The organism is Methylobacterium sp. J-067 (genome assembly GCF_022829465.1).
Classification (GTDB): Bacteria; Pseudomonadota; Alphaproteobacteria; order Rhizobiales; family Beijerinckiaceae; genus Methylobacterium; species Methylobacterium litchii.
The window spans coordinates 46,712-73,387 of record NZ_JAKSXZ010000058.1 but is presented as its reverse complement, the minus strand read 5'-3'; the positions used below and the strand labels follow the sequence as shown (position 1 = coordinate 73,387).

The 26,676-nt window shown below is 71.4% G+C and carries 29 protein-coding genes; 19 read left to right on the top strand and 10 right to left on the bottom strand.

From position 1 onward, the window contains the following. Positions 1 to 2 precede the first annotated feature (2 nt). The 3 genes from selB (at position 3) to MKK52_RS05840 (ending at position 2,557) form a co-directional block, all read left to right on the top strand. Positions 3 to 1,937: a selenocysteine-specific translation elongation factor gene (gene selB / locus MKK52_RS05850; RefSeq protein WP_243952881.1), complete on the top strand. Its 1,935-nt coding sequence runs from the start codon at positions 3 to 5 to the stop codon at positions 1,935 to 1,937. Positions 1,938 to 2,009: 72 nt separating this feature from the next. Further along, positions 2,010 to 2,306: a succinate dehydrogenase assembly factor 2 gene (locus MKK52_RS05845; RefSeq protein ID WP_243952880.1), complete on the top strand. Its 297-nt coding sequence runs from the start codon at positions 2,010 to 2,012 to the stop codon at positions 2,304 to 2,306. An 11-nt stretch (positions 2,307 to 2,317) separates the two neighbouring features. Further along, on the top strand, positions 2,318 to 2,557 hold the full coding sequence (locus tag MKK52_RS05840) for a hypothetical protein (protein WP_243952879.1): 240 nt from the start codon (positions 2,318 to 2,320) through the stop codon (positions 2,555 to 2,557). 6 nt (positions 2,558 to 2,563) lie between these two features. Here MKK52_RS05840 and MKK52_RS05835 read toward each other — a convergent pair whose 3' ends face one another. Together MKK52_RS05835 and MKK52_RS05830 are read right to left on the bottom strand one after the other, a co-directional pair. Beyond that, positions 2,564 to 2,911 carry a BrnA antitoxin family protein gene (locus tag MKK52_RS05835; RefSeq protein ID WP_243952878.1) on the bottom strand — a complete coding sequence of 116 codons (348 nt, stop codon included), beginning with the start codon at positions 2,909 to 2,911 and terminating at the stop codon, positions 2,564 to 2,566. Beyond that, complete coding sequence (locus tag MKK52_RS05830; RefSeq protein WP_243952877.1) at positions 2,895 to 3,173, bottom strand: BrnT family toxin; 279 nt, start codon at positions 3,171 to 3,173, stop codon at positions 2,895 to 2,897. The genes MKK52_RS05835 and MKK52_RS05830 overlap by 17 nt, the downstream gene beginning before the upstream one ends. 161 nt (positions 3,174 to 3,334) lie before the next feature. On the opposite strand from MKK52_RS05830, the gene mfd reads away from it, so the two are divergent. The 11 genes from mfd to MKK52_RS05775 all read left to right on the top strand — a co-directional run bounded on the left by mfd (position 3,335) and on the right by MKK52_RS05775 (position 16,522). Continuing rightward, positions 3,335 to 6,931: a transcription-repair coupling factor gene (mfd, locus tag MKK52_RS05825; protein WP_243952876.1), complete on the top strand. Its 3,597-nt coding sequence runs from the start codon at positions 3,335 to 3,337 to the stop codon at positions 6,929 to 6,931. Between the two features lie 358 nt (positions 6,932 to 7,289). After that, a complete protein-coding gene (locus MKK52_RS05820) occupies positions 7,290 to 8,141 on the top strand; it encodes a manganese catalase family protein (RefSeq protein WP_243952875.1) in 852 nt (283 codons plus the stop codon). Between the two features lie 94 nt (positions 8,142 to 8,235). Next, positions 8,236 to 8,601: a metal-sensitive transcriptional regulator gene (locus MKK52_RS26870; RefSeq protein ID WP_279597654.1), complete on the top strand. Its 366-nt coding sequence runs from the start codon at positions 8,236 to 8,238 to the stop codon at positions 8,599 to 8,601. A gap of 59 nt (positions 8,602 to 8,660) precedes the next feature. Further along, positions 8,661 to 9,962 (top strand): AmpG family muropeptide MFS transporter, encoded by a 1,302-nt coding sequence (locus MKK52_RS05810; RefSeq protein ID WP_243952874.1) that lies wholly within the window; start codon positions 8,661 to 8,663, stop codon positions 9,960 to 9,962. A gap of 168 nt (positions 9,963 to 10,130) precedes the next feature. Beyond that, positions 10,131 to 11,273 (top strand): DUF2778 domain-containing protein, encoded by a 1,143-nt coding sequence (locus tag MKK52_RS05805; protein WP_243952873.1) that lies wholly within the window; start codon positions 10,131 to 10,133, stop codon positions 11,271 to 11,273. Positions 11,274 to 11,445: 172 nt separating this feature from the next. Further along, positions 11,446 to 11,946 carry a cupin domain-containing protein gene (locus MKK52_RS05800; RefSeq protein ID WP_243952872.1) on the top strand — a complete coding sequence of 167 codons (501 nt, stop codon included), beginning with the start codon at positions 11,446 to 11,448 and terminating at the stop codon, positions 11,944 to 11,946. Positions 11,947 to 12,159: 213 nt separating this feature from the next. Next, positions 12,160 to 12,498, top strand: coding sequence for a preprotein translocase subunit YajC (gene yajC, locus MKK52_RS05795; protein ID WP_243952871.1), 339 nt, complete (start codon positions 12,160 to 12,162; stop codon positions 12,496 to 12,498). A gap of 103 nt (positions 12,499 to 12,601) precedes the next feature. Then, positions 12,602 to 14,206 (top strand): protein translocase subunit SecD, encoded by a 1,605-nt coding sequence (gene secD, locus MKK52_RS05790; RefSeq protein ID WP_243952870.1) that lies wholly within the window; start codon positions 12,602 to 12,604, stop codon positions 14,204 to 14,206. Positions 14,207 to 14,283: 77 nt separating this feature from the next. Next, a complete protein-coding gene (gene secF, locus MKK52_RS05785) occupies positions 14,284 to 15,225 on the top strand; it encodes a protein translocase subunit SecF (RefSeq protein ID WP_243952869.1) in 942 nt (313 codons plus the stop codon). Positions 15,226 to 15,236: 11 nt separating this feature from the next. After that, positions 15,237 to 15,635, top strand: coding sequence for an Mth938-like domain-containing protein (locus MKK52_RS05780; protein WP_243952868.1), 399 nt, complete (start codon positions 15,237 to 15,239; stop codon positions 15,633 to 15,635). Continuing rightward, positions 15,635 to 16,522: a phytoene/squalene synthase family protein gene (locus MKK52_RS05775; protein WP_243952867.1), complete on the top strand. Its 888-nt coding sequence runs from the start codon at positions 15,635 to 15,637 to the stop codon at positions 16,520 to 16,522. Before MKK52_RS05780 ends, MKK52_RS05775 begins: the two co-directional genes overlap by 1 nt. 65 nt (positions 16,523 to 16,587) lie before the next feature. Here the strand turns inward: MKK52_RS05775 and MKK52_RS05770 are convergent, their stop codons facing one another. From MKK52_RS05770 to serS, 5 genes are read right to left on the bottom strand one after another with little or no spacing between them, the layout of a single operon-like run. After that, the gene (locus tag MKK52_RS05770; protein WP_243952866.1) at positions 16,588 to 16,929 is read right to left on the bottom strand and encodes a DUF6883 domain-containing protein; all 342 of its coding nucleotides are present in this window, start codon (positions 16,927 to 16,929) and stop codon (positions 16,588 to 16,590) included. Next, entirely contained in the window at positions 16,926 to 17,177 is a 252-nt protein-coding gene (locus MKK52_RS05765; RefSeq protein WP_243952865.1) for a DUF4926 domain-containing protein, read from the bottom strand. Before MKK52_RS05765 ends, MKK52_RS05770 begins: the two co-directional genes overlap by 4 nt. A 48-nt stretch (positions 17,178 to 17,225) precedes the next feature. Continuing rightward, positions 17,226 to 17,870 (bottom strand): protein-L-isoaspartate O-methyltransferase family protein, encoded by a 645-nt coding sequence (locus MKK52_RS05760; protein WP_243952864.1) that lies wholly within the window; start codon positions 17,868 to 17,870, stop codon positions 17,226 to 17,228. After that, positions 17,867 to 18,631 carry a 5'/3'-nucleotidase SurE gene (surE, locus tag MKK52_RS05755; RefSeq protein ID WP_243952863.1) on the bottom strand — a complete coding sequence of 255 codons (765 nt, stop codon included), beginning with the start codon at positions 18,629 to 18,631 and terminating at the stop codon, positions 17,867 to 17,869. The genes MKK52_RS05760 and surE overlap by 4 nt, the downstream gene beginning before the upstream one ends. Continuing rightward, positions 18,631 to 19,950, bottom strand: a complete 1,320-nt coding sequence (serS, locus tag MKK52_RS05750; RefSeq protein ID WP_243952862.1) for a serine--tRNA ligase — start codon at positions 19,948 to 19,950, stop codon at positions 18,631 to 18,633. Before serS ends, surE begins: the two co-directional genes overlap by 1 nt. A gap of 143 nt (positions 19,951 to 20,093) precedes the next feature. Between serS and MKK52_RS05745 the strand changes: the two genes are divergently transcribed. Beyond that, positions 20,094 to 20,969, top strand: coding sequence for an ATP-binding protein (locus MKK52_RS05745; RefSeq protein ID WP_243952861.1), 876 nt, complete (start codon positions 20,094 to 20,096; stop codon positions 20,967 to 20,969). 108 nt (positions 20,970 to 21,077) lie between these two features. On the opposite strand, the gene dut is transcribed toward MKK52_RS05745, so the two are convergent. Together dut and MKK52_RS05735 are read right to left on the bottom strand one after the other, a co-directional pair. Further along, the gene (gene dut, locus MKK52_RS05740; protein ID WP_243952860.1) at positions 21,078 to 21,545 is read right to left on the bottom strand and encodes a dUTP diphosphatase; all 468 of its coding nucleotides are present in this window, start codon (positions 21,543 to 21,545) and stop codon (positions 21,078 to 21,080) included. A gap of 4 nt (positions 21,546 to 21,549) precedes the next feature. After that, the gene (locus MKK52_RS05735) at positions 21,550 to 22,431 is read right to left on the bottom strand and encodes an HpcH/HpaI aldolase/citrate lyase family protein (protein ID WP_243952859.1); all 882 of its coding nucleotides are present in this window, start codon (positions 22,429 to 22,431) and stop codon (positions 21,550 to 21,552) included. 82 nt (positions 22,432 to 22,513) lie between these two features. Between MKK52_RS05735 and MKK52_RS05730 the strand changes: the two genes are divergently transcribed. From MKK52_RS05730 to MKK52_RS05720, 3 genes are read left to right on the top strand one after another with little or no spacing between them, the layout of a single operon-like run. Next, on the top strand, positions 22,514 to 23,281 hold the full coding sequence (locus tag MKK52_RS05730; protein ID WP_243952858.1) for a DUF429 domain-containing protein: 768 nt from the start codon (positions 22,514 to 22,516) through the stop codon (positions 23,279 to 23,281). After that, positions 23,278 to 23,781: an NUDIX hydrolase gene (locus tag MKK52_RS05725; protein ID WP_243952857.1), complete on the top strand. Its 504-nt coding sequence runs from the start codon at positions 23,278 to 23,280 to the stop codon at positions 23,779 to 23,781. The genes MKK52_RS05730 and MKK52_RS05725 overlap by 4 nt, the downstream gene beginning before the upstream one ends. A gap of 43 nt (positions 23,782 to 23,824) precedes the next feature. Continuing rightward, complete coding sequence (locus MKK52_RS05720) at positions 23,825 to 24,490, top strand: carbonic anhydrase (RefSeq protein ID WP_243952856.1); 666 nt, start codon at positions 23,825 to 23,827, stop codon at positions 24,488 to 24,490. 113 nt (positions 24,491 to 24,603) lie between these two features. Here the strand turns inward: MKK52_RS05720 and MKK52_RS05715 are convergent, their stop codons facing one another. Then, the gene (locus tag MKK52_RS05715; RefSeq protein ID WP_279597653.1) at positions 24,604 to 25,314 is read right to left on the bottom strand and encodes a DUF4142 domain-containing protein; all 711 of its coding nucleotides are present in this window, start codon (positions 25,312 to 25,314) and stop codon (positions 24,604 to 24,606) included. Positions 25,315 to 25,518: 204 nt separating this feature from the next. On the opposite strand from MKK52_RS05715, the gene MKK52_RS05705 reads away from it, so the two are divergent. After that, complete coding sequence (locus tag MKK52_RS05705) at positions 25,519 to 26,649, top strand: acyltransferase family protein (protein ID WP_243952855.1); 1,131 nt, start codon at positions 25,519 to 25,521, stop codon at positions 26,647 to 26,649. Positions 26,650 to 26,676 lie beyond the last annotated feature (27 nt).

The following is a 26,676-nucleotide window of genomic DNA, read 5'->3' as shown; positions in this document are numbered from 1 at the left end:
GAATGATCGTCGCGACGGCGGGGCATATCGACCACGGCAAGACGGCGCTGGTGAAGGCGCTGACCGGAATCGATGCCGACCGGCTGCCGGAGGAGAAGGCCCGGGGCATCACCCTCGATCTCGGCTTCGCCTATGCCCGGCGGGGCGCCCTCTCCCTCGGCTTCGTGGACGTGCCCGGCCACGAGCGGCTGGTGCGCACCATGGTGGCGGGGGCGACGGGGGTCGATTGCGCCATCCTCGTGGTGGCCGCCGACGACGGCGTGATGCCCCAGACCCGCGAGCACGCCGCCATCCTCGACCTGCTGGGCCTCTCCCGCGGGATCGTCGCCCTCACCAAGGCCGACCGGGCCGGGCCGGAGCGGATCGCCGCCGTCACCGAGGACGTGCGCGCCCTCCTCGCCGGCACCGGCCTCGCCGGGGCGCCGATCCTGCCCTGCTCCGCCCTGACCGGCGCCGGCATTCCCGAGGTGCTGGCGCGGCTGGAAAAGGCCGGCGACGGGGTGGCCCCGCGCGGGGCCGGATCCGAGCGGGGCTTCCGCCTCGCCATCGACCGCTGCTTCACCCTGCCGGGCGCAGGCCTCGTGGTGACGGGGGCCGTCCATGCCGGTACGGTGCGGGTCGGCGACCGGGTGCTGGTGTCGGCAAAGGGCATCGAGGCGCGGGTGCGCGGCATCCATGCCCAGGGCGAGGTCGCGGCGGAGGGCCGGGCCGGCGAGCGCTGCGCCCTCAACCTCACCGGCCCCCGCCTGTCGCGCGACGACATCCACCGGGGCGAGTGGGTGCTCGCCCCCGCCCTGTCCGGCACGGCGACGCGCCTCGACGCGCGGATCCGCCTGCTGCCGGGGGAGGCCCGGCCCCTGCGCCACCGGGCGGCGGTGCAGGTCCATTGCGGCGCGGCCGGCGTGACCGGCCGGGTGCTCCTCGCCCCCGAGGCGCCCGCGATCCCGCCGGGGGGCGAGGCCTTTGCGCGGATCGCCCTCGACGCGCCCCTCCATGCCCTCACCGGCGACCGCCTCGTCCTGCGCGATGCCGTCGCCGCGCGCACGATCGGCGGCGGCCGGGTGATCGACGCCGACGGGCCGCGCCGGGGGGCGTGGCTCCCCGCCCGCCGGGCCGTCCTCGCCGCCCTGGCCGAGCCCAAGGACGGGGCCGCCCTCGCCGCGCTGCTCGATGCGGAGCCGGCGGGGCTCGAGGTCGGGCGCTTCGCGCGCCTGCGCAACATCCCGCCGCCGGCCCTCGACGGGCTGCTTGCCGGGCACGCCGCGCGGGTCGTGGATACGGAAGGCCGGCGCCTCGCCTTCCCGGCCGCGCGGGTCGCGGATCTGGAGGCGCGGCTCGTCGCTCTGTTCGAGGCGCGCCACGCCGCCGAGCCCGACAATCCCGGCCTCTCGGCGGACGAGGTCGCGGCCGACCTGTCCGCCGCCGACCGGCCCCTCGCCCGCCTCGTCCTCGACGGTCTCACCCGCGCCGGGGCGCTCGCCCGGCGGGGTGCCCTGCATCACCGGCCCGGCCACGAGGCGCGCCTCGCCCCCGCCGACGCGGCGCTCTACGCGGAGATCCGCGCGGTGGTGGAGGCGGCCGGGCGCGACCAGCCGCGCCTGCATCTGCTGGCCGAGCGCCTCGGGCGGGAACCGGAGGCCGTGCGCCCCCTCCTCGACAAGGTCGGGCGCATCGGCTGGCTGCGGCGGGTCTCGAAGGCCTATTACCTCCCGCCGCCGCTGCTGGCCGACCTCGCCCGGATCGCCGAGGCGGTGGCCGGCGAGCATCCGGAGGGGTTGCTCACCGTGGGGCGGTTTCGCGAGGCGGCCGGGATCGGCCGCAACATGACGATGCCGGTGCTCGAACATTTCGACGCGGTCGGCTTCACCGCGCGGATCGCGGACGGGCGGCGCGTGCGGACGGGCTGGCGCGACCTGTTCGGCGCGGATGCGCCCTGACGCGCACTGGATACCGCCGGCCGGCAGGCGTATCTCACGGGGTATCCTTGTGAACGGAAAGGTTTGGGACTCATGTCCGGCACCACCCGTACGAGCGCCGACCTCGACCCCCGCCGGCGCCGCACCCTGTTCCGGGCGTGGCACCGGGGCATCCGCGAGATGGACCTGATCATGGGCCGCTTCGCCGATGCGGAGATCGGCGACCTGTCCGAGAGCGAACTCGACGAGTTCGAGGCGCTGATCGAGGTGCCCGACCGCGACCTGTTCAAGTGGCTGACCGGCGAGGCCGAGACGCCCTCGAACTACGACACGGCGGTGTGGCGGCGCCTGCGCGACTTCCACCGCCACGACGCGCCGATCCATTCGTGAGGGAGCCCGCGATGAGCGAGGAGAGCACCGTGCCGAAGGCCCCCTACGACCACCCGGCCCGCTCCATCGCCACCGAACTGGTGGTGCGCGTGATGTTGGAGATGCTGGAGCGCTCCGACCCGACGCTGCGCGCCGAGATCCTGCGCCAAGCCGGCAGCCGCGCCGCCGCCATGACGGAGGGCATGCCCAACGCGGAGTTCTTCCGCGGCCGGGTGGAGATGGCCCTGCAGGAGATCATGGCGAAGGAGTGAGGACGCTCAGCCCGCGTTCTCGTTGGCCCGCATGTAATGCCGGAGGACGGCGTTGATGCGGGTCTGGTAGCCGCGCCCGTCCCGGCGGAAGAAGCGCAGCACGTCGCTGTCGAGCTTGATCGAGATCGCCTCCTTCGCCGGCACCGGCGCCAGCGCCCCGTCCCAGAAATCGTCGTCCAGGGCGGGGTGGTCGGGATCCGAGGCCGCCAGGGCTTCGATCTCCGCCTCGGTTAGCGCGGCGAGCTTGGCGTGATCGCTCCGGCCCTCCGTGGGCCGATAGGACCCGTCCGGCTGGCGACGCAGCAGCGTGCCGTCCGACAGGCGGGTGAAGAGGATCTCAGAGGCGTTCGCCATAGCGTGCCCGCTCCTTCCGGTTGGCCGGCCAGGCGGTGACGAGCCACGTCACCGGCCCGCGCATCGTGTAGACGACCGTATAGACGCCGCCCAACGCCGCGCCGACCGTGACCCTTCGGACCTCGCCGTAATCCCGCCGGGCATCGACCACGTCGAGCCGATCGGGATCGGAAAACACTTCGGCCATGTCGAGCAGGTCGAGATGCCGCTCGCTCAGCAGAAGGTGGCGTTTGCCGGGATCGCAGCCGAACAGCCGTTCCATGAACGCATCGTCTATACCCGAATCTATACCCGCGCCAGCGATGTGGCCGCTGCGGCCCGCAGGCGCATCCGGAACCCTGGATCGATGCAGCGCGATGGGCTAACGCCCGCCTGACCCGTGGACGCCGCCCTGGCGGACGAACATCCCGCGAACGAGCCCCGATGGCCAAGCCTCAACCGAAGCCGCAGCCGGCTGCCCCCAAACAGCAGACCGCCCGCTTCGCCCTGCCGAAATCCTCCGCCCTGGCCAAGGCCATGGACGCGCTCAAGCGCGGCGACAGCCCGACGCTCGCGGGCGTGCCGGAGGGGTTCGACGCCGTCGTGGCCGCCGACCTCGCCCGCGCCCTCGCGCCGGACGCCAAGGGGCCGGCGGTGCTGGTCCACGTGGCGCGTGATTCGGGGCGCTCGGCCTCGTTCCAGGCGGCGCTCGGCTTCGCCGCCCCCGAACTCGACATCATGTCCCTGCCCGCCTGGGACTGCCAGCCCTACGACCGGGTCTCGCCGACGACCGGCGTCGCCGCCCAGCGGGTGACGGCGCTCGCCCGCCTCGCACGGACGCGCTCCTCCGAGGAGCGCCCGCGCATCCTCTGCACCACCATCAACGCCCTGGTGCAGCGGGTGCCGCCCCAGGCGCACATCGCCCGCGAGACCTTCTCGGCGGCCATCGGCAACGTCGTGAAGATGGACGACATCGTCGCCTGGGTGGAGGCGAACGGCTTCCTGCGCACCGGCACCGTCCGCGATACCGGCGAATACGCGGTGCGCGGCGGTATCCTCGACCTGTCGCCGCCGGGCCTGGCCGCCCCGATCCGTCTCGACTTCTTCGGCGACACGCTGGAATCGATCCGCGCCTTCGACCCCGAGACGCAGCGCACCACCGGGCAGCTCCGCTCCCTCGACCTCGTGCCGATGAGCGAGGTGCAGCTCACCACCGAGACGATCCGGCGCTTCCGGCAGAACTACATCCAGAGCTTTGGTGCCGCGACCCGCGACGACCGGCTCTACGAGACCGTGAGCGAGGGCCGCCGCTATGCCGGCCTCGAACACTGGATGCCGCTGTTCTACGACCGGCTCGACACCCTGTTCGACTACCTCGCCGGGGTGCCGCTCCTCCTCGATCCGCAGGTGGAGGAGGCGGCGGCCGAGCGCATCGCCCTGGTGCAGGATTACTTCCAGGCCCGCGAGACCGCCCTCAAGCAGCCGCAGGCGGGCGTGGCGCCCTACAAGCCGCTGCCGCCCCGCGCCCTCTACCTGATGCAGAACGAACTGAAGGAGCGTTTCGCCACCGCCACGGTGGCGCGGATGACGCCCTTCGATCAGCCGGATTCGGAGGCGCGCACGGTCATCGATTGCGGCGCCAAGCCCGGCCGGAGCTTCGCCCCCGAGCGGGCGGACGAACATGCCGCCGTCTTCGACGCGGCGGTCGCCCATATCCGCGACCTGCAGGGATCCGGTCATCACGTGATCCTGGGATCCTGGTCCGACGGCTCCCGCGACCGGCTCTGCGGCGTGCTCGCCGACCACGGCCTCAGGAAGCCCGTGGCGATCACCCGGCTCGCGGACGTCTACGCCCTCAAGCGCGGCACCGACACGGCGGTGGCGGTGTGGGGGCTGGAGGCCGGCTTCACCGTGGGCGAGCTGGCGGTCGTGTCCGAGGGCGACATCCTCGGCGACCGGCTGGTGCGCCAGAAGCGCAAGGCCAAGCGCCCGCAGGACGTGATCCTGGAGGTCCAGGCCCTCCAGCCCGGCGATCTCGTCGTCCATGCCGACCACGGCATCGGCCGGTTCATCGGCCTCAAGACGATCCACGCGGCGGGCGCCCCGCACGATTGTTTGGAGTTGCAATACAACGGCGGCCAATTGCTGCTGCCGGTGGAGAACATCGAGCTCCTGACCCGCTACGGCTCGGAGGACTCGGAAGTCGCCCTCGACCGGCTCGGCGGCGGCGCGTGGCAGGCCCGCAAGGCCAAGATGAAGCGCCGCATCCTCGAGATGGCGGGCGAGCTCATCAAGGTCGCGGCGCAGCGCTTCGTGAAGAAGGCCCCCGTCCTCCACGCGCCGGAGGGGCTCTACGGCGAGTTCGCCGCGCGCTTCCCCTTCGAGGAGACCGAGGACCAGGCGAACGCCATCGAGGCGGTGCTCGACGACCTCAATGCCGGCCGCCCGATGGACCGGCTGGTCTGCGGCGATGTCGGCTTCGGCAAGACCGAGGTGGCCCTGCGCGCCGCCTTCGCCTGCGCCATCGCCGGCAAGCAGGTGGCGGTGATCGTGCCGACGACGCTGCTCGCCCGCCAGCATTACCGGACCTTCGCCGAGCGCTTCAAAGGCCTGCCGGTGCAGGTGGCGCAGCTCTCGCGTTTCGTCTCGACGGCCGACATGAAGCAGACCCGCGCCGGGCTCGCGGCGGGCACGGTCGACATCGTCGTCGGCACGCACGCGCTGCTTGCCAAGAACATCGCCTTCAAGGATCTCGGCCTGCTGATCGTGGACGAGGAGCAGCATTTCGGCGTCTCCCACAAGGAGCGGCTGAAGGCGCTGCAGGCGGACGTGCACGTCCTCACCCTCTCGGCGACGCCGATCCCGCGCACCTTGCAACTCGCCATGACCGGCGTGCGCGAACTGTCGATCATCGCGACCCCGCCGGTGGACCGGCTGGTGGTCCGCACCTTCATCACGCCCTTCGACCCGCTCTCGATCCGCGAGGCGCTGCTGCGCGAGCGCTATCGCGGCGGGCAATCGTTCTACGTGGTGCCGAGGATCGAGGACCTCGCGGAAGTCAAAAAATTCCTCGACGCGGAGATGCCGGAGATCAAGGTCGCGGTGGCCCACGGCCAGATGGCGGCGGGGCAGCTCGAAGACGTGATGACCGCCTTCTACGAGGGCAAGTTCGACGTGCTGCTCTCGACGACCATCGTCGAATCGGGCCTCGACATCCCGACCGCCAACACGCTGATCGTCCACCGGGCGGACATGTTCGGCCTCGCCCAGCTCTACCAGCTGCGCGGGCGCGTCGGCCGCTCCAAGGCGCGGGCCTACGCCCTGTTCACGACGCCGGCCGGGCGGCAATTGACCCCGCAGGCCGAGCAGCGGCTGAAGGTGCTTCAGGGCCTCGACACGCTGGGCGCGGGCTTCCAGCTGGCGAGCCACGACCTCGACATCCGCGGCGCCGGCAACCTCTTGGGCGACGCGCAGTCCGGCCACATCAAGGAGGTCGGCTACGAGCTCTACCAGCAGATGCTGGAGGATGCGGTCACGGCCCTCAAGGCGGGCATCGAGGACGTGCCGGAGGAGGCGTGGTCCCCGACCATCGCGCTGGGCGTCCCGGTCACGATCCCGGAGGAATACGTCGAGGACCTGTCGGTGCGCCTCGGCCTCTACCGGCGGCTCGCCACCATCCAGGACGATGCCGAGATGGAGGCTTTCGGCGCCGAGATGATCGACCGGTTCGGGCCGCTGCCGCCGGAGGTGGAGCAGCTGCTCAAGATCGGCACGATCAAGATCCTGTGCCTCAAGGCCAACGTGGAGAAGGTCGAGGCCGGGCCGAAGGGCGTGGTCGTCCACTTCCGCGACCGGTCCTACGCGAATCCGCAGGGTCTCGTGGCCTTCGTCGCGGAGCAGGCCTCCTTCGCGAAGGTGCGGCCGGACATGAGCGTGGTGTTCGTGCGCGAGTTGCCGTCGATCCCGTCGCGGCTGAAGATCGCCACCGACGTCCTGCGCAACCTCGTGAAGATCGCCGGGCGGGGGAAGAAGGCGGCGTAGGGGGCTTCGCGCCGACCTGCCTGCTCATTCCCTCTCCCCGCGAGCGGGGAGAGGGCCGCGACGACCCCGTCATCGGCGCGGCGAGGCGGCAGCCGGGGGTGAGGGGGCGAGCCGAACGAGACTCCTCCGGCAACCCCCCTCACCGCCGCTACGGCTTCGCCTCCGCTCCCCGTTTGCACGACGAGGTGCAAACGGGCCTCTCCCCGCAAGACGGGGAGAGGGGAAAGACCCGCCCCCCTTCTTTTCTCCCCGGCGCGACCGAACCTTCCCGGATCCGCGAGGTTCAACCCCTGAGATCGGACGATACTCCCCCTGAGTATCGTCCGGGTCCGCTGCGCTTTCGCAGGGAGGAACCTCCATGTTCTATTTCGACAAGCGCCTTCAGTATCCCGTGAAGGTCGAAAACCCCGATCCGATCTACGCGCGCATGCTCCAGCAGGCGATCGGCGGGATCGAGGGTGAGATCCGGGTCTGCATGCAGTACTTCTTCCAGGGCTGGGGCGCCCGGGGGCCGACGACCAAGTACCGCGACATGCTCCTCAACACCGCCACCGAGGAGATGGGCCATATCGAGATGCTGGCGACCGCCGTCGCCCTGAACCTCGAGAACGCCCCGACCGCCCTGCAGGAAGAGGGCGCGGCGGATGGCGTCGTCGGCGCCGTCATGGGCGGGGGCAACGCCCGCCACACCATCGAAGGCATGCTGCACCGGCACGTCCTCTCGACGGGCATGGCCGCCTTCCCCGCCAATTGCGAGGGCGTGCCCTTCGACATGAGCCACATCTACGCCAGCGGGAACCTCGCGGCGGACATGTACTGCAACGTCGCCGCCGAGAGCACCGGCCGCGTCCTCGCCGTGCGCCTCTACAACGCCGCCCACGATGCCGGCATGAAGGACATGCTGCATTACATGATCGCCCGGGACACGATGCACCAGCAGCAGTGGCTGGCGGTGATCGAGGAACTCGGCGGCCATCAGGGTGCCCTGCCGATCCCGAACTCCTTCCCGCAGGAGAAGGAGGACAGCGAGAACGCCTACAATTTCTACGTCAGTTCCATCGACGGCACGACGCCGGAAGGACGCTGGACGCAGGGCCCGTCGCTGGACGGCAAGAGCACCTACAGCGTGTTCAAGAACAAGCCCCTGGGCGAAGAGCCCGTCCTCGGCCCGGCCCGGCCCGACAGCGGCGCCCAGACCGAGCAGATGTAAGCCCGACCCCGCCGCCCGGTGCGTGCCGGGCGGCGGCTCCGCGTCTCGTTTCAACCTATGATACGGAGGCTCGAACTTTCCGAACGGGGCGGGGATGTCGCGCGAGACCGTAGACGAGACTGTAGACGAGACCGAGGATGACATCCGGGGAGATGTGGTCGGCGACCGGATCCTGCTGAAGCGGGGCGCGGCGGCCAAGCGTCCCCTCATCCAGCGGTTGAACCGGATCGAGGGCCAGGTCCGGGGCCTGCGCAAGATGATCGAGGAGGACCGCTACTGCCTCGATGAGGTGCAGCAGATCAACGCCATGACGGCGGCGCTGCGTGAGGTCGCCATGGCGATCATCGCCCAGCATGTCACGGCCGGCGTGAAGATCGCCGCCGACCCCGAGACCTCCGAGGACGTGGCGCTCGCCGACGTCACCCGTGTCCTGCGGGCGGCGATGCGGCTCGACACCTAGCCTGACCGTTGCAACCGGAGCCTGAGTCTGGCTCTCTCCGCCCGGCGGGGGATGGTGCGATGGCGGATACGATGCGGGCCGGGACGGCGCCGGCGGACAAGCCGGGCCTGTTCGCGCCGCTCTTCACCGATATTCGCGTGGCGGCGGTGCTGGGCCTCGGCTTCGCGCAGGGGATGCCGTTCCTCCTCGTCTACGCGACGCAATCGGCATGGCTCAGCGAGGCGAAGGTGCCCCTGGCGACCATCGGCCTGATGAGCGAACTGACCATCGCCTACAAGTTCAAGTTCCTCTGGGCCCCCTTCCTCGACCGCTACGATCCGCCCCTCCTCGGGCGCCTCCTCGGGCGGCGGCGGGGCTGGATCGTCGCCGCGCAGATCGCCGTGGCGGCGGCGCTCGCGGGCGTCGCCTTCGGGGACCCCGCCCATTGGCTTGCCTGGACGGTGGCGTTCTCGCTGGCGCTCGGCGTCGCGGGGGCGACGCAGGACATCGTGGTCGATGGCTGGCGCATCGCCGTGGCGCCGCTGGAGCGGCAGGCGCTGATGTCGTCCTGGGCCGAGATCGGCTTCCGCTGCGGCAACCTCGCGGCGGGCGCCGGGGCGCTCTACCTCGCCGACGCCTATGGCTGGCGCGTCGCCTATCTCTGCATGGCCGCGCTGATGGCGCCCGGCACCATCGCCGCGCTCCTGGCCCCCGAACCCTCGACGGAGGGGCAGCCCACCCGCGCGGGCCTCGTGGAGACGATCTGGGCGCCGATCCGCGACCTCCTCGCCCGGCTCGGGCCGCTCGCCGTGCCGGTCCTGCTGCTGGTGGCCGGGTTCCGGATGCCCGGCTACGTCTCGAACGCCATGGCGATCCCGCTGTTCAAGCAGCTCGGCTACTCGAACACCGACATCGCCACCGTGACGAAGCTGTTCGGCTTCTGGATCGCGCTGGCCGGCACCTTCCTCGCCAGCGCGATCATCCAGCGGGTCGGCATGATGGCGAGCCTGTTGATCGGGACGGTGGCGGCCTCGGCCTCGCACCTCGCGCTGGCCTATCTCGCGTGGCACGGCGGCCATGGCGGCGCGGCCTTCTGGACCTTCGCGATGAGCGTCGGCATCGACGGGTTCGCCTACGCCTTCGCCTCCATCGTGCTCATCACCTACATGTCGCGCCTGTCGGATTCGCAGCACGCGGCGAGCCAATACGCCCTGCTCACCTCGCTCTGCGCCCTGCCCGGCAGCGTGCTCGCGGGCTTCTCGGGCTTCGTCATCGAGGAGACCGGCTTCCCGCTGTTCTTCGCGGGCACCTCGCTCATCGGCCTGCCGGTGGCCGCCCTTTGCGTGTACGTGGCGCGCAAGCACGGCCCGATGGAGGCCTGAGCGGATTCCGGCCCGGTCTTAGCCGGAGATTAACCCTGATCCCCGCTTAATCGCCACGGTTGAGTTTTCCCGAACGGGTGTTCCGGCCTGCCCGGCCGACGTGCGCGGATGCGTTCCGCGGCGACGGACGGCGGCTGCCCGACGGGGCGAGCAGGGCCCAGTCACGTCATGTCCAGCATCGCGTATGCCCGCCGCCCGCGTCATCGGCGCTCGAAGCTGCCGGCGCTCGCCTGCCTCGCCGCCGTCGCGGCGGCGGGCTGGACGGTCCTGAACCGGTCGGAGGGCGAGACCCGCCTCACCGTTCCGGCGCAGGAGGAAGCCCAGGCCCAGGCGCCGACGCCCGCCCCGGCTTTGCGGCTCCGGTCGGACCTCGCCTGGGTCTTCGCCCCGGCGCCGATCCTCGGGGCCGAGGCCGCCGCCGGCTTCGTCCGCGACCTGCCGATTCTGGCCCTGAACACGAGCGCCCCGGCGAACCTGCGCCCATCGCTGGTCGCGGAGGCCGCGCCCGCCCGCGTCCCGACCCCCGCCGCCGTGACGCCGGTCCGCCGGGTCGCCTCGGCCGAACCGACCCTGGTGCCGCTGCCCGTCCGCCGCCCCGCCGCCCTGCCGGGCCCGGTGCAGGCCCAGGCTCCAGTGCAGGCCCAGGCCCAGGCTCCGGTGCAGGCGACCCCCCAGGCGCCGGTGCGGATCGCCGCCCGCCGCGCCCTGCCCCGCACCCGCGACGTGTTCCGCGCCGCCATCGCCGAGGAGCCCTCGTTCCTCGAACGCCTGTTCGGCGGCGGCAACGCGACTTCCTCCGGCCAGGGCGCGCCGCAGGCCCTCGCCTATGCCAACCCGGACGCGGTCGCACCGTCGCGCGGCCGCCTCATCCCGAGCCCCTCGGTCGGCGCTTCGGAGGGTACGGCGGTCTACGACATCAGCGCCAGCACCGTGACGCTGCCCAGCGGCGAGGTGCTGGAGGCCCATTCCGGCTACGGCAACCTGATGGACGACCCGCGCTACGTGCACGTGCGGATGCGCGGCGCCACCCCGCCCGGCACCTACGACATGCGGGAGCGCGAGACGCCGTTCCACGGCGTCCGGGCGATCCGCCTGACGCCGGTCGGCGGCAGCGGTGCGATCCACGGCCGCGACGGCATCCTCGCCCACACCTACATGCTGCGCGCCCAGCCCGGCGCCTCGAACGGCTGCGTCGTGTTCCGCGATTACGACCGCTTCCTGCGCGCCTACCTGCGCGGCGAGGTGCGCCGCCTCGTCGTCGTGGCCGGCAACCGCTCGCCCCGGATCGATCTCGCCGATCGGAGCCGTTAAGCTGTCTGAACGGCGCGAATGCTTAATGAATTGCGGAAACAATCAATAAAAATTCATTTCGTGCTGTGGATAGAGTTGATTTCTCACGTCACAGCATGATCTGAGCGAAAAAGTGGTGGCCAATGTTGCCGTCACGTTGCAGGAATGTTTCCGACGAACGCGGAAACGTGCCGTGAAGAAGATCATCCTCGCCACCGCCCTCTTCTCGCTTGCCGCCGCCGGGGCTTATGCCGAAGCGCGGATCTACGAGGACGGGCGCACCCTCACGAGCACGGCCATCCGGCCGCAGGCCGCCACGTTCCAGCCTTCGCCGATCCCGACGCAGTGGGTCGTGGCCGGCAACCCCGTCGCCGAGGCGGCGGAGGTGTCGCGCACCGAGGATGACGGCGCGCAGGTCTTCCTGTGGCGGGTGAGCGCCGGCACCTTCAACTGGACCCACAGGTCCGATGAGATCATCACGATCCTGAAGGGCGAGGTCTTCGTGACCGACGCGGACGGCACCCGCCATCACCTGACCGTGGGGGACGTGGCGCATTTCCCGCAAGGCGCGGTGCAGACCTGGGAGGTGCCGCAGGAATTGCTGAAGTCGGCGATCCTCAAGCACCGCGCGCCCTCGACGGTCGAGGCGCCCATGCGCTGGCTGCGGCAGGTCCGCGCCCTGGTCCTTGGCTGAGGGACCGGGACTCCCCGAAGACGTGACCATTTGTAACGGCTTCGCGTCTCCGCAGGGAGATTCGGAGCCGTTTCCGCGTGGGCGGCGCCGTTCATGCCGTTGCTTTCGGGAGGTCGCTGGCTATAGTCCGGCCGCTTTTCGCCGGGCCTCCCCCCTGCTCAGACGACCCCACGTTCGGGGGCGGGCCGGCCTTCCAGACGCAGGAGATGCACGTTGATCACCCCCGCTTTCGCGCAAGGGGCCGGCGCGACCGCCGCCGGTGGAGCGGAGATCGCCTTCCAGGTGATCCCCTTCGTCCTGATCTTCGTGATCATGTACTTCCTGATCCTCCGGCCGCAGCAGAAGCGGGTCAAGGACCATCAGGCGCTGATCAAGGCCGTGCGCCGGGACGACACCGTCGTCACCAATGGCGGCCTCGTCGGCCGGGTGGTGAAGGCCCAGGACGACCAGCCAGAGATCGAGGTCGAGATCGCTCCGAACGTCCGCGTCCGGGTCGTGCGCTCGATGATCTCCGAGGTCCGCGCCAAGGGCGGCCCCGCCAAAGCTGCGTGAGGATGGCTGCGTGAGACGGGCCGCCTGAGGCGGCCGTTCCGTTCGGGCATCACATGAGGAGGCCGGTGCAAGCCGCCGGCCAATCAAGAGAAACGATTCGCCGATGTTGCGCTTCTCCCGTGCGAAGATCGCCGCGACCCTCGCGATCATCCTGGTGGGGCTGGCGCTCGCCGTGCCGAGCTTCTTCTCGCCGGAGCAGCGGAAGGGCTTCCTCGCGAGCCTGCCGCCATGGTTCCCGCACTGGATCGTGCCGACCCGGGCCATCGTGCTCGGCCTCGACCTCCAGGGCGGTTCGCAATTGCTCCTCGAGGTCGATCAGAACGATCTGATCGCCTCCCAGGCCAAGTCCCTGCGCGATGACGTGCGCCGCGTCCTCCAGCAGGAGAGCGTCCGCGCCGACGGCGGCATCCAGCTGCTCCAGCGCGGCGTGCAGGTGAAGGTCACGGACGACGCGGCGCGGGCCAAGGTCCTGCCGAAGCTGCGCGACCTCGCCGCGCCCATCGCCACCTCCATCGGCCAGACCGGGGCCCGCACCCTCGACGTCACCGAGCAGCCGGGCGGCGTGGTGCGCCTGACCCTCACCGATGCCGGCATCGTCGACCGCACCCGCCGGGCGGTGAGCCAGGGCATCGAGGTCATCCGCCGCCGCCTCGATTCGACGGGCACGACCGAGCCCTCGATCCAGCAGCAGGGCGCCGAGCGCATCCTGATCCAGGTGCCGGGCGAGCAGAACCCCGAGCGGCTGGAGAAGCTCCTCGGCTCCACCGCCAAGCTCGAGTTCCGCATGCTCGCCGACAGCCCCTCGGGCGACGTCGATATGCTGCCCTCCAAGGACGGCAAGGGTGCCAAGGTGCCGGTGGAGCGCCGGGTGATGGCCGACGGCAGCGAGCTGACCGACGCGCAGCCCGCCTTCGACCAGCAGAGCCACGAGCCGATGGTGAGCTTCAAGTTCAACCTGCGCGGCGCCCAGCGCTTCGGGCAGGCGACGAGCGAGAACATCGGCCGCCCGATGGCCATCGTCCTCGACAACGAGGTGGTTTCGGCCCCCGTCATCCGCTCGGCGATCACCGGCGGTTCCGGCCAGATCACTGGCAACTTCACCGTGCAGCAGGCCAACGACCTCGCGGTCCTGCTCCGGGCCGGCGCCCTGCCCGCCAAGTTCACCGTGGTGGAGCGCCGCGTCGTCGGGCCGGGGCTGGGCCGCGACTCGATCGAAGCGGGCAAGCTCGCAACGCTGGTCGCCGCCGGCCTCGTCGTCTGCTTCATGTTCGCGACCTACGGGACGTTCGGCTTCATCGCCAACATCGCCCTGATGGTCCACGTCGGGCTGATCCTCGGCCTGATGTCGGTGCTGGAGGCCACGATGACCCTGCCGGGCATCGCGGGCATCGTGCTCACCATCGGCACGGCGGTCGATTCGAACGTGCTGATCTACGAGCGCATGCGCGAGGAATCCCGTGCCGGCCGCTCGCTGATCTCGGCCCTCCAGGCCGGCTTCGACCGCGCCTTCGCGACGATCATCGACTCGAACTCGACCATGGCCATCGCGGCCCTGATTCTGTTCTTCATGGGCTCCGGCCCGGTGAAGGGCTTCGCCGTGGTGTTCATCCTCGGCATCCTCACCACCGTCATCACCGCCGTGACCCTCACGCGGATGATGATCGCCGTGTGGTACAAGTCCTTCCGGCCCAAGGCCCTGCCGTTCTGATTCTCGGGAAGAGGTCGCCCCGCGCCGGCTCGACCAGCCGGCGCCGCTGACATCCTCCGCACGTTAGGTCCGACACCATGCGCCTGCTTCGCCTCTGGCCCGACCAATCGCATTTCGACTTCATGCGGTTCCGGCGCTTCACCTTCCCGCTCTCGGCGCTGCTGTCGCTGGCGACGGTGGTGCTGTTCCTGACCGTCGGGCTGAACTTCGGCATCGACTTCAAGGGCGGCACCCTGGTCGAGCTGCAGGCGAAGTCGGGCAAGGCGGATGTCGCCGCCATCCGCCACACGGCGGCGGCCTTCGGCTACGGCGAGCCCGAGGTGCAGGAACTGGGCAACCAGGGCACCGTGCTGGTGCGCCTGCCGCTGCAGAGCGGCGAGCAGGGCCAGACGGCGGTGATGAACAAGGCGCACGCCGCCTTCGACCAGGATTACGATTTCCGCCGCACCGAGACGGTCGGCCCCCGCGTCTCGGGCGAGCTCGTCCAGTCGGGCACCATCGGCGTCGTGCTCTCGGTCATCGCGGTGCTGCTCTACCTGTGGTTCCGGTTCGAGCGGGAGCTGGCGCTCGGCGCCATCGTCGGCACCCTGCACGACATCGTGCTGACCGTCGGCGTGTTCATCATCACCCGGATCGAGTTCAACATGACCTCGATCGCGGCGATCCTCACCATCGTCGGCTACTCCCTGAACGAGACGGTGGTGGTGTTCGACCGGACCCGCGAACTCATGCGGCGCTACAAGACCATCCCCACCGTCGAACTGCTCAACCTGTCGATCAACTCGACCATGTCGCGCACGGTGATGACCTCGATCTCCTCGGCCCTGTCGCTGCTGGCGCTGGTGCTGTTCGGCGGCGAGGCGATCAACGGCTTCGCGGTGGTGATGCTCTGCGGCGTTCTGATCTGCACCTACTCGGCGATCTTCATCTCGACTCCGGTGTTGATCTATCTCGGGTTGATGCTGTCGGGCGCCCGGGCGGCTTCCGAGCGGTCCGGCCTCCCGCAACCGGCGGAGTAGTCCTCAAGGGCATGGCAGAGCAGGCGCCTCCGGCAAACTTCGATTCCGGCTTCGTGCCGGGGCGGCACATCATCGACACCTACGGCAATGGCGGCTTCCGCTTCGCCGGGATGTCGCATCGCGGCTCGATCCTGCTCCTGCCCTCCGGCGTGCGGGCGTGGCCCGTCGAGGCGCCCCGCGAGATCGACCGGACTTCGCTCCGTCCGGTCCAGGCCGAGGCCGGGGACGTCGAACTGCTGCTCGTCGGCACGGGGCTCGACATCGCGGCGATCGACCCCGCCCTGCGCGGCTGGCTGAAGGATGCCGGGGTCGGCCTCGACGTGATGCAGACGGGGGCCGCCGCGCGGACCTACAACATCCTGGTGGCCGAGAACCGCAAGGTTGCCGCCGCGCTGATCGCGGTCGCCTGATGGCGGAGGCGGCGCGGGATCAGGCAACGACGGCCGAGACCGGGCTGCCCTTCGCGCAGAGCCATTGCGAGGCGCTGGTACGCGAGGGCGACCCGGACCGCTACCTCGCCACCCTCTTCGCGCCGGCCGCCGCCCGGCCGCACCTGTTCGCCCTCTACGCCTTCAGCCTCACCGTCGCGCGGGTCCGCGAGGCCGCGTCGAACCCGATGGCGGGGGAGATCCGCCTGCAATGGTGGCGCGACGCCCTGCAGGGCGAGGCGCGGGGCGACGTGAAGGCCAACCCCGTCGCGGCGGCTTTGGAGGAGGCGATCAAGGCCAACCGCCTGAGCCGCCAGCCCTTCGTCGACCTGATCGACGCCCGCGTCTTCGACCTCTACGAGGATCCGATGCCCCGGGTGAACGACCTGGAGGGCTATTGCGGCGAGACCGCCTCCGCCCTGTTCCGCATCGCGAGCCTGATCATCGGCGGCGGCGCCGAGCCCGGCGGCGCGGCGGCGGCGGGACATGCCGGCGTCGCCTACGGCATCACCGGCCTGCTGCGCGCCCTGCCCTGGCATTCCCGCGCGGGGCAGGTCTACCTCCCCGCCGACGTCCTCGGCCGCCACGGCGTGACCCGCGAGGACATCGTGACCGGACGCGGCGGCCCCGGCCTGCGCGGCGCCTGCGCCGACCTGCGCGACCTCGCCCGCCGTCATCTCGCGGCCTACGAGGCCGGTCGCCCGACCATCGCCCCCGCCGCCCGCACGGCCTTCCTGCCCATGGCGCTGGTGGAGCCCTACCTCACGGCGATGGACCGGACCTCCTACGACCCGCTCAACACCGCCGTGGACCTGCCGCGCTGGCGCCGGGTGTGGCGTTTGTGGCGGGCCTCGCGGGCGATCCGGTAGGGGGGCCGCAGGGCGCTGCCCTGTACCCGCCAAAGGGCGCGGCCCTTTGGGAGCCCCGACAAGGCTCACCGCGGGAGGGGGACGGCCGTCACGAAGCGGGCCGCGCCGCTCTCGTCCAGGCGCCAAACGGTGCGGATGCGCGGTGTCCGGCCGTCAGGAGCCTGAATCGGGCCTTCGAAGATGAGCTTGACGTCGCCCCGGTCGGAGACCGTCTTGGCCACGAACCTATCCCAGGTCGGGTGCGCTACCACGGCCGAGGCCAGGACGAAGGGTGCCGCGGGGTCATAGCCGAACCGCAGGAAGAAGCGGGCTTTGGCGCCGCCCTCGACGTGTGATTCGTCGAGGAGGTAATGGACGACCTTGCGCGGATCGAGCGAGAAGCTCGACGGCCATGGCAGGTCGCTCAAGCGGGTCCGTGCTCCACGAGCCGCAAATGGCCGGCCTCGACCGTCGCCAACGCGCCGGGCGGGTCGGCGAATTCGACCTCGTAGGCCGCGCCTTCGCGCCAGACCCCCACGATGGTGCCCTGCCGCCCGGCCTCGATCCGGTCACCGTCATCCGTGACAGCCGCAGCCGTCAGCGCGACGCGGTCGAGGTCGCGCAGGGGCAGGTCAGGCTCGGCCTGCCTGACGAGGGTGAGCGTATCCACCGGCATGGGAAATAAGATGCCGCCAAGCCCCTGTCCGCGCAAGGGCTTTCGCGCTCACAACACCCGCGCCAGCCCCGGCACCAGGGCGGCGAGGCGGATCGGCGGGCCAATGTCCGGGGTACCGTCCGCCGCGACGGCGGCGAGGCGGCAGTGGCCGTCCACGGTCAGCCCGGTGACGAGGCGTCCGCCCGGTTCCAGGGCCGCGAGCCAGTGCTCCGGCACCGCCTCCACGCAGCCGTTCACGAGGATGCGGTCGAACCCGCCATCCGGCAGGGCGGGCGCCAGGGCGTCGGCCTGGACGACATGGACCCCGGGCAGATCCGCGAGGCGCGCGGCGGCGTCCTCCGCGAGGGTGCGGTAGCGCTCCAGGCTCAGCACCGCCCCCGCGCCCAGGCGGTCGAGGAGCGCCGTGACGTAGCCGGAGCCCGCGCCGATCTCCATCACCCGCTGGCCGGGTTCGAGCTTGAGCCGCGTCAGCATCGCCGCCACCGACGAGGGGGCCGTCATGGTGGCGCCGCAGGGCAGCGGCAGGGCGATGTCCCACCGCGCCTGCTCCCGGTGCGCCGCCGGGGCGAAGGTCCCGCGCGGCACCCGCTCCATCGCCCGCAACACGGCGATGTCCCGGAGGCCCTTCTCGCGCAGCGCGAGGACGAAGGCGGCGTCGCCGATGGAGCCCGCCTCGTCCCGCGCGGTGGTCATTCCGCGAAGGCCTGGGCGAAGCGGGTGAGCGTCGGCTCGTCGGTGAGGTCGAGGCGCAGCGGCGTCACCGAGATGCGCTTCTCCGCGATGGCTTTCAAATCCGAGCCGTGGCCCGGCTCGAACCGCGCCTTGGCGAAGGCGAGCCAGAAATACGGGTTGCCGCGCCCGTCGACGCGGGCGTCGATGGAGAGCAGCGCCTGATTGCGGAAGCCCTGCGCGGCCACGGCGATGCCCTTGACCTCGTCCGGCTCGCAATCGGGGAAGTTGACGTTGACGAGGATGCCCGGCTCGATCCCCGTGTCGAGGATCTTGCGCACCACCTTCGCCCCGTGGGTGCGGGCGCAATCCCATTTCAGGGCCTGCCGCCCGCCCGCGCCGTAGGCCTGGCTCAGGGCGATGGAGCGCACGCCGAGGATGGTGCCCTCCATCGCCGCCGCGATGGTGCCGGAATAGGTGACGTCCTCGGCGACGTTCTGGCCTCGGTTCACGCCCGAGAGCACGAGGTCCGGCCCCTTCTCCGCCAGGATGTGGCGGATGCCGAGGATCACGCAATCGGAGGGCGTGCCCTTCACCGCGAAGCGCTGTTCCCCCGCCTGCCGCAGGCGGAGCGGGTCGTTCAGCGAGAGCGAGTGCGAGACGCCGGATTGGTCGCTCTCCGGCGCCACCACCCAGACGTCGTCCGAGAGCTCGCGGGCGATCTCTTCCAGGGTGGCGAGCCCCGGGGCGTGGATGCCGTCGTCGTTGGTGACGAGGATGCGCATCAGCGGGGTCCTTCGATCCGGTGGAGGCCGCCCATATAGGGCTCGAGCACGGACGGGACCGTGACGCTCCCGTCGGGGTTCTGGTAGTTCTCGAGGACGGCGATCAGCGCGCGGCCGACCGCCACGCCCGAGCCGTTGAGGGTGTGCACGAAGGCGGGCTTGCCGTCCTTGCCCCGGTAGCGGGCCTGCATCCGGCGGGCCTGGAAATCGCCGCAGACCGAGCAGGACGAGATCTCCCGGTAGGTCCGCTGGCCCGGCACCCAGACCTCGATGTCGTAGGTCTTCTGCGACGCGAAGCCCATGTCGCCGGTGCAGAGGGTCATCACCCGGTACGGCAGGTCGAGTTTTTTGAGGACCGCCTCGGCGGAGGTGAGCATGCGCTCATGCTCGTCGGCGGAGTTTTCGGGGGTCGTGATCGAGACCAGCTCGACCTTGTTGAACTGGTGCTGGCGCAGCATCCCGCGCGTGTCCCGCCCCGCCGCCCCGGCCTCGGCCCGGAAGCACGGGGTGAGCGCGGTGAAGCGGAGCGGCAGTTCCTCCTCGCGCAGGATCGACTCCCGGACGAGGTTCGTCAGCGGCACTTCCGCCGTGGGGACGAGCCAGCGGCGGGGCTGCTCGCCGGAAGCGGCCCCGCGCAGGGCCTCGCCATCGAGCACCGCGAACTGGTCGTCCTCGAACTTCGGCAGTTGCGCCGTGCCGAACATCGCCTCGTCGCGGACCATGATCGGCGGGGCGACCTCGGTGTAGCCGTGCTCCTGCGTATGCAGATCGAGCATGAACTGGCCGAGCGCCCGCTCCAGCCGGGCGAGCAAGCCCTTGAGCACCACGAAGCGCGAGCCGGAGAGCTTGGCGGCGGTCTCGAAATCCATGAGGCCCATGGCCTCGCCGAGTTCGAAGTGCTCCTTGCCCTCGCCCAGCCGCTCGCGGGTCGAGGCGTGGCTGCGGTACTCGACGTTGCCGTGCTCGTCGGCGCCCTCCGGCACGTCCGCCTTGGGGCGGTTGGGGATGGCGGCGAGGCGCGCGTCCAGCGCCTTGGCCGCCTCGCCTTGCGCGGCGTCGAGGCCCGGCCCGGCCTCCTTGAGGGCGGCGACCTCGGCCATCAGCGCGGCGGCGCGCGCCTCGTCCTTGGCCTTCTTGGCGGCGCCGATCTCCTTGGCGAGCGCGTTGCGGCGCTCCTGGTTCGCCTGGGCGGCCGAGACGGCGCCCTTGCGCGCCTCGTCGAGGGCGATCAGCTCGGCCGAAAGGGGGCTAAGGCCCCGGCGGGCGAGGTCGCGGTCGAAGGCGTCCGGGTTCTCCCGGATGGCGCGGATGTCGTGCATCGGATCGGCTCGGGTGGGGTCACTGGAATGTGGCCCGCGCTGGCCCCGCTTTGCCGCATCGCGCCGGGCGGGACAAGCGGGCGTGCCTTTCGGGGCCCGCCGCCTTATGGAGGCGGGACCTCCGCACGATCCCGACCGACATCATGACAAGCCCCACCTCGCTCGACGCCCTGATGCCCCTGCTGGAGCGCATCGCCACCGCCCTGGAGCGCGCGGCGCCCCCTGCCCCGCCGGTCTTCGATCCCGACGCGGCGGACGCCTTCCTCTGGGGGCCGGAGCGGCGGCTGGTGCCGGTGCCGCAGGTGGCGCATGTCGAGATGGCGTTGCTGACCGGCATCGACCGGGCGCGGGAGATCCTGGTCGAGAACACCGAGCGCTTCGCCCGGGGCCTGCCGGCCAACAACGCCCTCCTCTGGGGGGCGCGCGGCATGGGCAAGTCCTCGCTGGTGAAGGCGGCGCACGCCGACATCAACGCCCGCCGCCCGGCAGGCGCGCGGCCGATGAAGCTCGTGGAGATCCACCGGGAGGACATCGAGGCCCTGCCGGACCTGATGGCCCTGCTCCGGCCCGATCCGCACCGCTGGCTGGTCTATTGCGACGACCTGTCGTTCGATGCCGACGACACCTCGTACAAGTCCCTGAAGACGGCGCTTGACGGCGGCATCGAGGGCCGCCCCGCCAACGTGCTGTTCTACGCCACCTCGAACCGCCGCCACCTGCTGGCGCGGGACATGATGGAGAACGAGCGCTCGACGGCGATCAACCCCGGCGAGGCGGTGGAGGAGAAGGTCTCCCTCTCCGACCGGTTCGGCCTCTGGCTCGGCTTCCACAAGTGCAGCCAGGACGAGTACCTCGCGATGATCGACGCCTACGTCGCCCGCTACGGTTTGGAGGTCGCCCCCGAGCGCCTGCGCGCCGAGGCGCTGGAATGGGCCACCACCCGGGGCCACCGTTCCGGCCGGACGGCGTTCCAGTACATCCAGGATCTGGCGGGGCGCCTCGGCCGGACGCTGGACTGAGACGGGGCCGGAGGGCGAGCCCTCCGGCGGGTGCGGGGCTCAAGCCCTGCGTCTTCCAGGGGCTTTGCCCCTGGACCCCACCAAAGGACGTGGTCCTTTGGGATCCTCCTATCGGCCGCTCGAGCCGAAACCGCCGGCGCCGCGCCCGGAGCCCGACGTCTCGTCGCCGTCGAGCATCGTGAGGGCGGGGCGGGCGATGCGGGTGAAGACGAGCTGGGCGATGCGCTCGCTCGGTTCGATCCGCACCGGCGCGCCCGCGCGGTTCCAGGCCGAGATCATCAGCGGCCCCTCGTAATCGGCGTCGATCACCCCCGTGCCGTTGCCGAGGATCAGCCCGTCGCGGTGGCCCCGGCCGGAGCGGGGGAGCACGAGGCCGCACCAATCGGGGTCGCGGATCAGCACGGCGAAGCCCGCCGGGATCAGCGTGGCGGGGGCGCCGGGGTCGAGGGTGAGCGGCGCGTCGAGGCAGGCGTGCAGATCGAGGCCGGCGGCGCTCGCCGAGCCCCATCGCGGAAAGCCCCAGCCGGAGAGCCTGTCGTCGAGGAGGCGGATCCCGACGGAGGGCAGATCCCCCATCGGCTCAGGCGCCGAGCCGGTCGATGGCCTCGGCCATGGCGAGGAGCCGCCGTGCCGCCTCGACATGCAGCCGCTCGACCATCCGCCCCTCGATGGCGACGACGCCGAGCCCGTGGTTCTCCGGCGCGTCGAACACGGTGGCGATGCGGCGGGCCAGGGCCAACTCCTCCAGATCGGGGGCGAAGGCGGCGTTGGCCGGGCCGATCTGGCTCGGGTGGATCAGCATCTTGCCGTCGAAGCCCAGCTCCCGGCCCTGGCGGCACTCGGCTTCGAAGCCGGCCTCGTCCTTGAAGTTCGTGTAGACGCCGTCGATCGCCTCGATCTCGTAGGCGCGGGCGGCGGCGAGCACCTGCATCAGCCACGGCACCAGGGCGGCGCGGCCCGGCGGCGGAATGCGCCCGGCCTTCAGGAGGTCGTTCGGGCCCACCACCAGCGCCGAGAGCCGCGCATCCACGTCGCGGGCGGCGCTGGCGATCTCGGCGGCGTTCACCACCGCCATCGGCGTCTCGATCATCGCCCAGACGCGGGTCGAGGCCGGCGCCCCGAGACGGCGCAGGCGCGAGCCCACCGCGATCAGCGCATCGGAGGTCTTCACCTTGGGCACCAGCACCGCGTCGGGCGCGGCGGCGGCGAGCGCGGCGAGGTCGGCCTCGCCGTCCTCCGTCTCGGGCGGGTTGATCCGCACCACCACCTCGCGGGCGCCGAAGCCCCGGGCGGCGACCGCCGCCGCCGCCGATTCGCGCGCGGCCGCCTTCGCGGCGGGGGCGGTGCCGTCCTCCAGGTCGATCAGGATGACGTCGGCGGGGAGGGAGCGGGCCTTCTCCAGGGCCCGTGCGTTGGCGCCGGGCATGGCGAGGACGCTGCGGCGCGGACGGATCTCGCTCATGATGGATCTCCCCCGACGGACGGCCCCGTCCAATCGGGCGCATAGCGGGCGCGTTCGCTTCGGGCAAGGAGGGGGTACCGTAATGGCGCGGTGGATCGCGGGTCTCGACGGCTGCCGGGGGGCCTGGGCGGGGGCGCTGATCGATTGCGACGACCCGGAGCGCTTCCGCTGCGGGCTGTTCGACTCGGTCGCGGCGCTCCTCGACGGGCCGGAGGCGCCCTGCATCGCCGGGATCGACGTGCCCATCGGCCTGCCGGAGCGCATCCTCGGCGGCGGGCGGGGCGCCGACCGCGCGGCCCGCGCCCGCCTCGGGCCCGCCCGCGCCTCGGTGTTCCCGATGCTGCCGCGGGCGGCGGTCTATGCGCCGGATTACGAGACCGCCAAGGCCCTGTCGCGGGCGGGCAGCGAGCCGCCCTTCGCCCCCTCGATCCAGGGCTGGAACATTTTCCGCTATGTCCGCGAGGTGGATACGCTCCTGCGCGACCGGCCGGACCTGCGGGAGCGGCTGCACGAGGTCCACCCGGAGGTGGCCTTCCACGCGCTCAACGGCTTGCGCCCCCTCGGCCTGCCGAAGAAGGGGCCGCGCCGGCACGAGGGCCTCGCGCTCCGCCGCAGGCTCCTCACGGAAGCCGGCCTGCCGGAGGCGCTGATCGCGGCGCGTCCGCCGGGCGTGCCCGCCGACGACCATCTCGATGCCCTCGCCGGCCTCGTCACCGCCCGCGACATCCTCCTCGGCCGGGCGCAGCCCCTCCCCGATCCGCCGGAGCGCGATGCGTTCGGCCTGCCGGTGGTCATCTGGGCGCCGGCTCCGGTGACGGGGGCAAGCGTCGCCCTAGATCGTCCCGCATGAGCTTGCCCATCCGCCACATCGCCCGCGCCATCGTCCTCGATCCCGCCGACCGGGTGCTGCTGATCGAGTACGTCTCCGTCCACGCCAAGGGGCCGGACGGGGGCCCGCTCCATTTCTGGTTCATGCCCGGCGGCGGGCTGGAGCCGGGGGAGGACCACGTCACCGCCTGCGCCCGTGAACTCGGCGAGGAGATCGGCCGGGAGGACGTCACGATCGGGCCGCAGGTCGCCTCCTGCGACGGGCCGTTCCACCTGTTCAAGCAATCCCGCGACGCCCGGGAGCGCTACTTCGTCGTGCGCCTGCCCGATGACCGGGTCGACACGAGCCGGCTCGCCGAGACCGAGGACAATCCTCTGATCGGCACCCGCTGGTGGACGCTCGCCGAACTCGAGGCTACCGACCAGCGGATCGAGCCGGCGGGCCTTGCGGGTGTCGTCGCACACCTGGTGTCCGGGATGACACCGCCGGTGCCGCGCGTTCTGAACTGGCACAACCGCTGATTTCGCAGTCGCAGCAAATTAACTCATGAGAAGAGGAGAGCCCATGTTCCCCCACAGCCTCACCGAAGGTTACCGCTCCTTCCTGTCGGGCCGTTTCCCGGAGGAGCGCCGCCGCTTCAAGGAGCTGGCCACGAGTCAGGCCCCGGAGGTTCTGGTGATCAGCTGCTGTGACAGCCGCGTCGCCCCGGAGGCGGTGTTCGACGCGGGGCCTGGCGAGTTGTTCGTCATCCGCAACGTGGCCAACATCGTACCCGTCTACGAGACCGGCGGCGATTACCACGGCACCTCGGCGGCCATCGAGTTCGCGGTGGTGGGGCTGAAGGTGAAGCACATCGTGGTGCTGGGCCACGCCACCTGTGGTGGCATCAAGGCCTACGCCACGAAGGCGGAGCCCCTGTCTAAGGGCAACTTCATCGGCAAGTGGACCTCCCTCGTCGCCCCGGCCGAGGCCAAGGCCGGCGATTCGAGCGCGCCCGACTACCTCACCCGCCTGGAGCACGCGATGGTGAGCCAGAGCATCGAGAACCTGCTGACCTTCCCCTTCGTGAAGGAGGCGGTGGAGACCGGCGAGCTGACCCTCCACGGGGCGCATTTCGGCATCGCCAACGGCGTGCTGCTGGTGCGCGATCCGGAGACCGGCGATTTCGGCCCGGCGACCGACGGGACGGGCCGGGCGCTGCGGCCCTCCGACACCATCGCCTGCAACTAAGAGTCATGAGAGGGGGGCGGCTTCGGCCGCTCCCGTTTTTTGTGTCACGACGCAAAAAAAGGGCGGCGGGTCCTTCGACCCACCGCCCTCTTCTGGTCAGCCCTGGGGCTGGATTACATGGCGCCCGGCATCCGCTGCAGCATGCCGTAATGCTCCTGGAGCGACGGCAGGACCTGCTGGGCGTAGGTGCGCAGCGCCGGGTTCGGGCCGCTCTGCGCGTAGGCCTGGGTCATGCCGATCGCCATCTGGTGTGACTGGACCTGCTGGCTGACGTAGAGGCGGTCGAAGCGCGGGCCGGCCGGGGTGGCCGAGAGCTCCGCGAGCATCGCCTGCTGCTGCTGGTTCGGGGGGACCATCGTCGAGGCGCCGGTGTTCTCCATCATCGCGCCGCCGCCGAGGCGGCTGCCGGTCGCCGCGCCCTGTGCCGCGCCGTTGCCCACGCCCTGGAGGCCGCCGACTGGGCCACCCGACAGGGTGCCGCCCACGGCGCCCGTCGCGGCACCGAGGCCCGCGCCGACCGCACCGCCGGCGACGGCGAGCGGAGCGCCGATCAGGCCGCCGATCGGGCCACCATTGGTCATCGCACCCATGGAGCCGGTCGCACCGCCCGAAAGGGCCACGTTGGCGGCGCGGTGGTCACGGAGCGCATCCTTGGCGTAGGTACGGATCCGCGCGTTGCGGGACTTCTGCAGGGCGATCTGCGCCGACTGCACCTCGAAGGCGTTCGACTGCATCGACTCCATGCGGAAGTCGTTCATCTGGGCGAAGGCGGGGGTGGCCAGGGCCAGGACCATCGCGGAGGCGACAACGGTATTCTTCAGCATCTAGGAACCTCGTAGCAAGAGAACACTGACGCATGACGAGGCTACCCGCGCCGGATCCTCACGGACCCCACGGCACTTGGCGGCCCATCGTGCGCCGATTCAGTGGGTCAACCGAGACTTTCGGAGATTGTTCCAGATGTCTTTGCCTGGAATCAGGGCAGTGAACAGGCGCCGCGCGGGCTTTCCGTGGGAAAGACTGCTCTGATGCTGGTCTTCATCCAAGTCCTGCGGGCTGTCGCAGCGACGATGGTGGTCTGGCATCATGCCCGGCACGAGGCCGGACTGCTGGCCGCGCGCGGCGGCGGGGCGGCCCTGGCGCCGGGGACGCTGCTGCCGTGGTGGGCCGGCGTCGACCTGTTCTTCGTGATCTCGGGCCTCGTCATCGTGCTGGCGAGCCGCTCGCTCGCTGGCGCTCCGGGCGGGCGGGGGCGCTTCCTCGCGCACCGGATCGCGCGGGTGGTTCCGCTCTACTGGCTCACCACCGCGCTCTACCTCGCCCTGGCACTGGCGGCGCCGGGGCTGCTCGGCGAGGCGGGGTCGCTCGGGCGCGATCCGGCCTTTGTCGCCGCCTCCTTCCTGTTCTGGCCGATGGCCCGGCCGGACGGGAGCCTCCAGCCCCTCTACGGGCTCGGCTGGACGCTCAATTACGAAATGGCCTTCTACGCCCTCTTCGCCCTCGGGCTCGGCTTCGGCCTGCGGGGGGCGGTGGCGTGGCTCGGCGGCGTGCTCGTCGCCCTGGTGGCCCTCGGTGCCCTCCTCGCGCCGCCCCCGCCGCTGGCCTTCTGGGCGGACCCGATCGTCCTCGAATTCGCCCTCGGCGCTGGGCTCGGCCTCGCCCGCCTCGCGGGCCTGCGCCTGCCCTCCGGCGCGCGGATCGCCCTCGCGCTCCTCGGGCTCGCCGGGATGCTCGGCGCGGCGTGGCATCTCGGCGGCGAGGGCGAGGTGCCGGGCTTCGCGCGGCCCCTCCTCGTCGGGCTGCCGGCGGGGCTCCTCGTGGCGGCGGCCGCCCTCGGCCCCGGCCTCGGCCGGGGCGGGATCGCCGCCCTGCCGACCCCTCTGCGCGCCCTCGCCGTCCTCGGGGATGCGTCCTACGCGCTCTATCTCACCCATCCCTTCGCGCTGCGCGCCGGGCGGGAGGCGCTGCTGCGTCTCGGCCTCGCGTCGGCCCTCTCGCCCTGGGGCGCCATGGCCGCGATGACCGGCCTCGCCCTCCTCGCGGCGGTGGCCGTGCATCGCCTCGTGGAGCGTCCCCTCACCCGGAGCGTGCGCGGGTTCCTCGAAAACCGTGTGGGGCCGTCGCGCCGCCCGGTTTTCATAGGCCGAGAGGATCGCTAGCCTCCGCCCGATCCGAGACGTCAGCCC